This window comes from Candidatus Enterovibrio escicola, assembly GCF_002464935.1.
GTDB classification, from domain to species: domain Bacteria; phylum Pseudomonadota; class Gammaproteobacteria; order Enterobacterales; family Vibrionaceae; genus Enterovibrio; species Enterovibrio escicola.
In genome coordinates, this window is record NZ_NBYY01000033.1 from 26,740 (window position 1) to 36,001 (window position 9,262).

Genomic DNA, 9,262 nt, shown 5'->3' on the forward strand with positions numbered 1-9,262 from the left:
AGATTATAAAAAAGATTGGGAGCAGTGCGTTATAGGCCTGATTTAATCAACAACTCCCATGCAGGGAGGAAAGTTTGGCAGAAGTCGTTGACATCAATGAAAACAGCGTCTAGGATATTATGTTCAAGTCTTTATGCAATCAATAGCTTATTTCAAACGAATCAGATCGCGACTTTGACATTTAGTTTATTTCTTATGCGTAGTTCAGGTTAAAGAGAAAGTTAAAAAGAAAAAGCCGACTGAACGTCGACTTTCCTGATTACGTATTGTTACGTTAATTTTTTTGTCATTTCTTCAATTTCTTTTCAGCTTGATTGGCGGTCGTTGTTCCTACATATTCATTAATTACTCTCTGGAATAACGTATTAGCAGCAACACTATCACCTTGTTTTTGTGCAATCATACCCAATTTCAGAAGCGCATCAGCACGCTTACTCGACTTCGCAAACGTACTAACAGCATTAAAGTGTCGTTTAGCCAGATTAAGGCTATTATTAATAAAATAAAGCTGACCTAACCAATAATGCGCATTCGGCATGTAGACCGATTCAGGATATTCAGTCAAAAAGGTGTTGAATGCATCAGTAGCACCCATGTAATTTTTCTCTTTAAGAATAAGCTTTACGGCAGTATCGTATGCCCTATTTTCGGATTGATTATTAGAATACACCTCTGAGGAATTTAGTTGTTCAGTTTTTAGTTCCACTGAAGATACCGGACCAGCATTCCGAAGAGTATCAATTTCTCTGTAAAGTTCCCGCTGTCTCTCCACGATCTGCTTTAGTTCATGTCTGTTTTTTTCTACCCCACCATGCAGTTCATCAAGCTCTCCAGCCATTTGCGCAAGCTGACGTTGCATATCAATTTGCATTTGATTGCGGACTTCTAGCATTCTCTCCAAGTGTTCAAAGGAACTACTACTACCACTGCCCAATTCAATCACCGGAATAGCAGCCACTTTGGCTGCTACACACACGAGTAACGCTAGCGAAAGATAACGCAAAGTGTTACTGTCCATAATGATTTACCTACTTCTAGTAAACCAGAACGGCACGACGGTTCTTAGCGTAAGCTTCATCTGCTTGACCTAGCACCAACGGTTTTTCTTCACCATAACTTACTATAGATATTTGAGACTCTGGAACGCCTAGTGCTTGTAAGTATTTTGCTACTGCACCAGCACGACGCTCACCCAATGCAATGTTGTATTCTGGTGTGCCACGCTCATCTGCGTGGCCTTCCACCACCACTTTGATATTGTCGTTTACACGCAAGTAGTCAGCCTGTGTATCCAGCATGTCTTCGAATTGTGGCAATACAGAATAATTATCAAAGTTAAAATAGATAGTTTGCGGTTGATGTAGTTCATTGCTACTGATTTCTTGCTCTATCAGACCACTTTGAGCGCCATCTACTGGGGTTACGATCGTAGTTTCTGTATCTTTATTGACTTGAGTGCCAGTGACATCAGTCTCATTATAGCTTGAGCTACACGCTGCTAGCGTTAACATCGGCAACGCAACAATCAGACCCTTAAGTATTAAATTAACTTGCATCTTGTTTTCCTTATATCAGATAAGCACAAATATTATTGGAACGGAGACCATGCTGGCGCTCTAACCCGACCATTTGTAGCAGGGATCAGAGCCTTAAACCGTCCATCAATGGAGACCAGAGAAAGAACGTTCTTACGCCCGTGAATCGAGCTATAAATCACCATGCTGCCATTTGGCGCGAGACTAGGCGATTCATCCAACAGTGTTTTAGTTAAGATTTCAACGACTCCTGTTTGCAAATCTTGTTTTGCAATGTTGTAGCCTGAATCCGAGCGGTGAACCGTCACTAAGTATCTACCATCCGGAGTCAGTTGACCCCCGAGGTTGTGACTGCCATGCCACGTCACCCTATTGATAAAACCGTCGCCCAAATTTACTCGATATATCTGTGGTTTACCACCGCGATCTGAGGTAAAAATTAAAGACTGACCGTTTGGGTCCCAGAATGGTTCCGTGTTGTTAGCTCGACCTTTGGTAATTTGCCCCATTTCTCGCGTTTGCAGATCCAACACATAGATTTGCAAACTACCAGTTTTAGACAGTACTACAGCTAGCTTGCTGCCATCAGGTGAAAAGCGCGGCGAACCATTATGACGATGAAAGGACGATATCATCTCACGCTTACCCGTATATATGTTAATCAAGAAGATCTGAGCCTGACCATTTTCAAAGCTTACATAAGCAAGTTTTTTTCCATCTGGAGACCAAGCTGGGGACATCAAAGGTTGTTTAGAACGCAAGACCATCAGCTCGTTATAACCATCGTAGTCAGCTATACGTAATTGGTAGGGATAATCCACTTTATCATCAATTACCACATAGGCTATACGAGTAAGGAAAGCCCCTTTTTCTCTGGTAAGTTTCTCATAGACCAGATCGGAAATCCGGTGTGCGTATTGCCTAAGTTGTTTTTCCGTTACGGTTTTTCGATTATTAATAAGCAAGTGATCTTTCGTCAATGCTAGCTGGTCGTTGCCTAACAAGCCTTTGCTCATCCCCTTTGTCAATTGACCCCTGATGATATCGATAAGTTGGTATTCAATCAGATATTTACCGTCGAATGTTGGACTGATTTTTCCCGTCACCAACGCATCTACTCCCATAGCTATCCAGTCATTAAAATTAACGTCTTCATAGGTGTATGGAGTTTGTGGCATTTTATCTGTAGGAACAGGACTAAATTTTCCACTACGTTGCAAATCTGACGCAATGACATTAGACATTTTACTAGGTAATTTTCCCTTTCCTTCCCATTTAAAGGGTACGACGGCAATAGGACGTGCTGAGTTAATTCCCTCTGTGATGAAAAGCTCTAATGCTGCATGTGTCAGTCCACAACTAATCATCCAAATGAAGCCACCCAAAACGATCCAACTTTTTAACATCCTATTATTCCTCTATCAACGCACAAAATTGAGATTTAAGTCTCTCAATTTGGTCACAACATCGACATCCAATGGCATGGTGAACTTTGATACTTTTGTAACACTCGCAATGGCAGATCGACATAGTTCTGGGCTGCCTGAAATGGTTAGGACATCAATCACAAGCCCATCTGGTGCCAATTTCAGATTTAAACGGCATTTGTGTCCATCCATACTCGAATCGACAATCCAATTTTTCTGAATGATTGAAACAAACCGCCCTGACCACTCTGTTACCTCATTAGCAACTTGTTGTTCTCGAGCCGTACCTCTATTGGTAAATTCTGATTCGAGCTCGCTGAAAACCTCGTTGAGTGCGGCTTCCTGTTTTACCCATTCTTTTTTTGTGCCCTCAGATTGATGCATTGCTTCTTCGGTTTTTTGTTGTTCAGCTATCAAGCGTTTTTGTTTATCTGCTAATTTACGTTGACGTTGCTTTCTTTCATACTCATTTTTATACACTTTTTCAGCACGTTCACGCTCGGCATCAGCTTTCTTCGCCGCCACTTCTTCGGCGTTACGCCACTCAGCAATTTTCTGCTTATGTTCCGTTTCTATCACGACCATTTTCTCTTTAGCTATATGAGCCGCTTTCTCAGCAGCCAACTTTTCAAGTCTTAGCTGTTGAATTTGTTTTTCGGTTTCTTTTCGTTGTTTTTTGAGTTCTTTTTCTTGTTGTTCCAAGCGTCGAAGACGATTATTTTCTTGGCGTTTTTCCTCATCACGTTGCTGACGAATATTACGAACTTGTTCTTTCACAACATTTGATTCAATTATGATAGCCTGAATATGACCTGCTATCGGCTGACTACGTACCTTGGTAAAATCTACTCCAAGAAACAAAATACCCAGTAGTGCTGTATGAAGTAGCAACGAGATGACCGCCACACCTGAATAATTGTTGTTCTCATTTTCTTTCATTCAGCATCTCATTTCAAGAATCAAGCACATTAGTCATGAGCCCAACCGATGTCACTCCAACTTGGCTCAGTGCGTCCAATGTTAGCATAATTTTTGAATAAGACACTTTTCCGTCCCCACCCACAAGAACCGACGATTTTGGATTAATGACCAATTCGGCTTGTACCTGTAGCAAAAGATCGTTCAGTGACAACCCGTGTACCATATCACCATTATTTACACTCAATCCTAGATCACCATGTTGATTAACCTCAACAATAATAAATGCAACACCACCGGTATTTGTCACGGTTTTCGCGTTGGTAGTCTGAGGTAAATCCACATCAACACCTTGAGTGATAAATGGAGCAGATGCCATAAAGATAATAAGCAACACCAACATTACGTCGATGTAGGGCACTACATTTATTTCAGCGGTCAACTTACGTCGTTTAGATTGGTAAGCCATGGTTTACTCCTTCAGAGCAGTAAACGCTTGGTGATGTAAAATGCTAGAAAACGATTCCATGAAATTCATGTAGTTATTTTCTAGTTTACTGACTTTTACTGTCAGTCTATTATATGCTATCACAGCAGGTATCGCCGTAAATAACCCCATTGCTGTTGCAATTAGCGCTTCTGCTATACCAGGAGCCACCATAGCAAGCGTAGCATGCTTCACGGCACCCAACGCGAGGAAGGCATGCATAATGCCCCATACAGTACCAAACAAACCAATATAGGGGCTAATTGAGCCAACGGTTGCTAGAAATGATAGGTTGGTTTCTAATACTTCTACTTCTTTCGATAGAGATACGCGCATCACACGAGTCGTTCCGTCTATCACCGCACCTGGTACTTGGATATTGCTACGGTGAAGACGCGCAAATTCCTTAAATCCTGAATAGAAGATCTGTTCACTGCCGGAAAGGTAGCTTTTAGACACCTGAATTTCTTGGAATAATTGAGACAAATCCATCCCTGACCAAAAACGGTCTTCAAAACGTGCTGCTCGTATATCTGCTCGGGAAAGAACCTGAGAACGTTTCATGATCATCGTCCAAGACACGATCGACATACCCAGTAAAACTAACATCACTGCTTTTACTAGCAGGCTCGCTTGCAAAAACAAGTCAAGCATTGACAGTTCAGTGCTCACTTAAAATCTCCGATTGGATCAAAATCTCCGATTGGATCAATGGTAACATGTAACATGCTTATAGGTTTATTTTCTCTAGAAAATACACATGCTAACGCGCCGCATGCTGGATACCGTGGTCAGAGTGATAAATTGATCATCACGCGTGGCCTTTCCCCTAAAGTCGATGTTTCTGTGGCAAACGACGTTTATTGATTGACCCCGATGCTATACATAACTTCTGTACGTGAACACTCGGAGTACTTGATGTATATTGTGTTATAAACAAGACCGCGATATCGATATCTGTGTCTTCATATTATACACGTTATACACGAACTGACCCGTAGCATAGATGAAGATTTCTCATCCGAATAATTAACCTAAGCTATACACGAGCAATGAATAGACTTTCCAAGTCTCGGGTTGATTCATTTGTATCAAACAATCAGTCGCATAAGAATTTTGGCGTGAACTAATTTAGAAGTGGTTTTCACTGATATCCACGATTTTGTCAGGTTTTTATTTCCTTTTGGGAGGACACCGGTTTTCAGTAGTCAAAACAAAAAATAAACTTTCTCGTTTTTTCCTCGGTGAGCTAATGACGATTATTGTATCTTTTTATCACTCTGGGTGTTGTGATTTTAAAATGTACTACACGCAATTTTTCTGCCATCACTGAACAGGTTAATTTCCTAATTTGGTAGGTTACAACCCAACAACTTAAAAATACTTAATGTAAAAGGTCATCAGTGCATTAAGTTTGAGGCAAATCCTCATAGGAATAATCAATCCCTTCCACGGGGATGTAACGACGAAATGGACGCATCTCCCTTTCCTGTAAGGGGCATTTATTGACGCCATGCTCGGTGTTATCCCCTTTTTATAACTTATAACGTTCACTACACCAGTCATATATTCAATAAATTGATTATGATTTACAGGTAATACTCACATTCAACGAATGTAGTGATCACTTTGTCGTACATTTCAGTTGATTTTAAGTATACAATTGTTTTCCGATGAGAGTCGTTTCAAGCGTGTGAGGAAGGTCAGAACTTCCCTCTCAATGTGTTGAGTATAAATGCTAACAATGTGTTTGTTTTGGGAAGGAATATCGTACACCGTACACAATGAATATAAATAACAGATTAAAAAGTCAATTGAATATTTCTTTCCACGACGAGTGAGCAAGGCTCTTCTTCAATCGAAGCTCTCAAGCATACCAGAGCTAGCGATGGTTGTTTTTGTTCTCAACTCAAGACCATTGCTTATCTACTTCGCAGAGAAGAACCACTTCATGTGCATGAAGTGGAAATTTTGTTACACAGAGGAGTCTAAGTTTTCTAGAATCCTGACAACCGTATTAATGCTGATATGTAGCACTCGAGAAAGGTCGCAGATACCAGCATTATTCATAGCAAGTTCAACAATTTGATCTTTCCTCCCTGCATGGAAAAAATACCTAATTTCTTCCGATGTCAAACAAAGAAACAAGCATTCTCGCCTCTCAGTTAACTAAGTGATAACTTTCCATAAATCTTGGTATCGAGACTTCAAAACTTATTACATCCACTTTGTTTGCCTCTATCTCACCAACGAATTTCCTGAATTAGTCAACTACACGAGAATGCTCAAGCTCATGCAAGATGTTCTGGTTCCGCTTTTCTCTTACCTCACTCACCATCAGGCAAGGCCAATAGAAATTGCCTTCGTTGATTCACCTAAGCTACAGGTTTGTCAAAACCTACGTACTCTTAGACATCAGATTTTGAAAGGTACTGTGAAGCGAGGAAAAGAAACAATGTGGTGATTCTACAGACTTAAATTACACCTCACTTATCAATGAGTAAGGTGGTATTATCTCAGTTAAAGTGACGACGGCTAACGTGGATGATAGAAAGCCTATATCGGAAATTGTTGACGAGTTTTATGGGTGTTTATACGGAGACAAAGGTTATATATCTAGTCCATTGGAGCAGGAACTTGCAGACAAGGAAGTGACACTGACTACGACGGTAGAAAAGAATATGAAACCCAAAGTAATGAAACTTTAGCACCGCCTGATACTCCGGAAACGATTTATTATTGAACCCTGTTTTGACCAACTAAAAAACATATCCCAAATCAAGCATTCTCGGCACCGTAGTTGTATCAGCTTTATGGTCAATTTACTGGCGGGGCTTATCGCCTATTTATTTCCACCAAGGAAACCAAGCATCAAGATAACTCGGTTTGATAAGCAAGTGCTTATGCAGATCATAGGTTAATGAGGGTTTATTATAACTCCTGTCCTCTTTTAATGCCTTTACAGCTTCTTTTTTAGGATGCCTTTTCTCCCAGTACTCGGCGTTGCTTCGAGGTGAAATACTGGGCGTTCTTCCTTTTTTCTTCAGTACGGGGTGACATACTTTTGTGTCATAGGCTCTATCAGCACTGACTTGCTGTATTTTTAGTCGTAATTGGTTAAGCCATGTAGGTAAAAATTCATTGTCTCCCACAGAAATCAAACTAATTTCTGCAGCGATAACCTCATAAGGAGAAACATCAACAGTAAGATGAAGTTTGCGACAGATACGACGCTTCTCCTTATAGTGTTTACGCGTTTTCCATTTACCTTCACCGTATACCTTTAGGCCTGTGGCATCAATAATGACTTGGGTGACAACTCCTTGACTCGGAAAATGGTACTTAACTTCTACGGTCTTCGACCACTGACTAATGCAAGTGTATGTAAGGGATCTCAGCGGGATATTCATCAACGTAAAAAATGAATTTAGAAAGCCTTCTAATTCACGAAGTGGGAGTTTGAAAATAGCTTTCACCATCAGTGTGTTTCAATCTCGGTACCTGAAAATATAAACCCACGGTCACGATGACCGTGATACTTTAGATAACACCAGTTTCAACAGAAAAAACTTAGCCTTGAAATCACTCAGCTTAAAAAATATACGCTTATACAGATCTGGATTACTTTAAGTACATACGCCCAGACTGAGAATAGGAATTATAGAATATCTTTCATATCTGTTAGTTGTGCTAACTCTCGATGAAGAAGCACGTCGTTTCCGACATTCAGTTCTATCAGGCGTTTTAAATGACTAGCACTGTCGATATCGATGTGGTCGATTTTAAATCGAAGATATTTGCCACACTCTTTAATCAGTTTTAAATCCATGTCGATATAGATATCAGATTCGTTCAATTGAAATTGAATACTATAATCTTCTTCGTTACCTAATTTCCAATCGATCGGTACCTCTAGCAAGGCACCTTTTAAGGATAAGTCAAAAATTCTTGATGACCAACTGATACATCCCTGCCTAATTGTTGCGGGGACGCGAAAAACTATCCGAAAGAATTTACGCCGCTCCATCATTTAATAATCCTAGATCTTTTCAAATTGAGTGTCTGTATTCTCTATGCCAAACTTTCATATTCCTTGTTTTTTTGTAGGTGAAACGAAGTTAAATCTCTACTATGATTATCCATCTTTATGACGTGTCATGAGTCTTATATTAAATATATACGTAAAATGAAGAAGAGGCGAAGAAAGAGTAAACGACATGACCCGTAAGAATTTACTAGGGTAAGCCTAGTTAATATGTTTACGAGACTAAATAGGTGTTGTTGATTAAATCAGGCCTATAACACACTGATCTCAATCTTTCTTACAGTCTTAATTGGTCTGCAGGCAAATAGGCATACCGAGTTTTAGAATTTTGTTCATCGCTTTCACATTACCAGCGCTTCACCAATTTTAGTATTGTAATTAACCTGAGCTGCGCATAAGAAATGAACTAAAAGCCAAAGTCGCGATCTGCTTATTTAAAAAACTATCGACTCCATAAGGACTTGGTCATGAATAACCTAGACGATATTTTCCTCGATATCCACGACTTCTTCCAGTTTTCCTCCCCGCATGGGAAAAATACCTAATTTCTTCCGGCATCAAATAAAGATACAAATCTTCTCATCTCTCCATTAGCGTAGTGAAGTGATAACGATAGTGATAGCTTTCCATCACTCTAGATATCAAGACTTCAAAACCTATTACATCCACTTTGTTTGTCGCTACCTCTACCAACAAATTTCCTGAATTAGTTAGCTACACGAGGAGTTTCAAGCTCATGCAAGGTGTTTTGGCTCTGCTTTGCTCTTACCTCACTCACCGTCAGGCAAGGACGACAGGGATTGCATTTGTTGATTCGTCTAAGCTACAGGTTTATCACAACTTACGCATT

9 protein-coding genes and 3 pseudogenes are annotated in these 9,262 nt (G+C 40.1%); 3 read left to right on the forward strand and 9 right to left on the reverse strand.

Annotated elements, in window-relative coordinates:
* Window positions 1-286: 286 nt before the first annotated feature.
* From ybgF to tolQ, 6 genes are read right to left on the reverse strand one after another with little or no spacing between them, the layout of a single operon-like run.
* Entirely contained in the window at window positions 287-1,018 is a 732-nt protein-coding gene (ybgF, locus tag BTN49_RS10605) for a tol-pal system protein YbgF (RefSeq protein ID WP_097357141.1), read from the reverse strand.
* A 16-nt stretch (window positions 1,019-1,034) separates the two neighbouring features.
* Window positions 1,035-1,556, reverse strand: a complete 522-nt coding sequence (gene pal, locus BTN49_RS10610; RefSeq protein ID WP_097357142.1) for a peptidoglycan-associated lipoprotein Pal — start codon at window positions 1,554-1,556, stop codon at window positions 1,035-1,037.
* Window positions 1,557-1,588: 32 nt separating this feature from the next.
* On the reverse strand, window positions 1,589-2,941 hold the full coding sequence (gene tolB / locus BTN49_RS10615; protein WP_097357143.1) for a Tol-Pal system beta propeller repeat protein TolB: 1,353 nt from the start codon (window positions 2,939-2,941) through the stop codon (window positions 1,589-1,591).
* A gap of 15 nt (window positions 2,942-2,956) precedes the next feature.
* On the reverse strand, window positions 2,957-3,901 hold the full coding sequence (gene tolA, locus BTN49_RS10620; protein ID WP_097357144.1) for a cell envelope integrity protein TolA: 945 nt from the start codon (window positions 3,899-3,901) through the stop codon (window positions 2,957-2,959).
* 13 nt (window positions 3,902-3,914) lie between these two features.
* Entirely contained in the window at window positions 3,915-4,349 is a 435-nt protein-coding gene (gene tolR, locus BTN49_RS10625) for a protein TolR (RefSeq protein WP_097357145.1), read from the reverse strand.
* A 3-nt stretch (window positions 4,350-4,352) separates the two neighbouring features.
* Window positions 4,353-5,039, reverse strand: coding sequence for a protein TolQ (tolQ, locus tag BTN49_RS10630; RefSeq protein ID WP_097357146.1), 687 nt, complete (start codon window positions 5,037-5,039; stop codon window positions 4,353-4,355).
* A gap of 54 nt (window positions 5,040-5,093) precedes the next feature.
* Between tolQ and BTN49_RS14225 the strand changes: the two genes are divergently transcribed.
* Window positions 5,094-5,234, forward strand: coding sequence for a hypothetical protein (locus tag BTN49_RS14225; RefSeq protein ID WP_158523740.1), 141 nt, complete (start codon window positions 5,094-5,096; stop codon window positions 5,232-5,234).
* 1,107 nt (window positions 5,235-6,341) lie between these two features.
* On the opposite strand, the gene BTN49_RS22635 is transcribed toward BTN49_RS14225, so the two are convergent.
* Window positions 6,342-6,437: an IS1-like element transposase gene (locus BTN49_RS22635; protein WP_423248252.1), complete on the reverse strand. Its 96-nt coding sequence runs from the start codon at window positions 6,435-6,437 to the stop codon at window positions 6,342-6,344.
* 19 nt (window positions 6,438-6,456) lie between these two features.
* On the opposite strand from BTN49_RS22635, the pseudogene BTN49_RS22640 reads away from it, so the two are divergent.
* Window positions 6,457-7,288, forward strand: a pseudogene (locus tag BTN49_RS22640) (IS982 family transposase); the annotation flags it as partial.
* Window positions 7,289-7,315: 27 nt separating this feature from the next.
* Here the strand turns inward: BTN49_RS22640 and BTN49_RS10645 are convergent.
* Both BTN49_RS10645 and BTN49_RS10650 read right to left on the reverse strand, forming a co-directional pair.
* Window positions 7,316-7,920, reverse strand: a pseudogene (locus tag BTN49_RS10645) (IS5 family transposase); the annotation flags it as partial.
* Between the two features lie 105 nt (window positions 7,921-8,025).
* Complete coding sequence (locus BTN49_RS10650; RefSeq protein WP_097357149.1) at window positions 8,026-8,397, reverse strand: PilZ domain-containing protein; 372 nt, start codon at window positions 8,395-8,397, stop codon at window positions 8,026-8,028.
* 482 nt (window positions 8,398-8,879) lie between these two features.
* Here BTN49_RS10650 and BTN49_RS22645 point away from each other — a divergent pair.
* Window positions 8,880-9,262 (forward strand): annotated as a pseudogene (locus BTN49_RS22645) (IS982 family transposase); the annotation flags it as partial.

Bases quoted from the DNA above. Each gene is read 5' to 3' on its own strand.
- ybgF (WP_097357141.1), bottom strand. From the start codon at position 1,018: ATGGACAGTAACACTTTGCGTTATCTTTCGCTAGCGTTACTCGTGTGT.
- pal (WP_097357142.1), bottom strand. From the start codon at position 1,556: ATGCAAGTTAATTTAATACTTAAGGGTCTGATTGTTGCGTTGCCGATG.
- tolB (WP_097357143.1), bottom strand. From the start codon at position 2,941: ATGTTAAAAAGTTGGATCGTTTTGGGTGGCTTCATTTGGATGATTAGT.
- tolA (WP_097357144.1), bottom strand. From the start codon at position 3,901: ATGAAAGAAAATGAGAACAACAATTATTCAGGTGTGGCGGTCATCTCG.
- tolR (WP_097357145.1), bottom strand. From the start codon at position 4,349: ATGGCTTACCAATCTAAACGACGTAAGTTGACCGCTGAAATAAATGTA.
- BTN49_RS14225 (WP_158523740.1), top strand. From the start codon at position 5,094: ATGCTTATAGGTTTATTTTCTCTAGAAAATACACATGCTAACGCGCCG.
- BTN49_RS22635 (WP_423248252.1), bottom strand. From the start codon at position 6,437: ATGAATAATGCTGGTATCTGCGACCTTTCTCGAGTGCTACATATCAGC.
- BTN49_RS10650 (WP_097357149.1), bottom strand. From the start codon at position 8,397: ATGATGGAGCGGCGTAAATTCTTTCGGATAGTTTTTCGCGTCCCCGCA.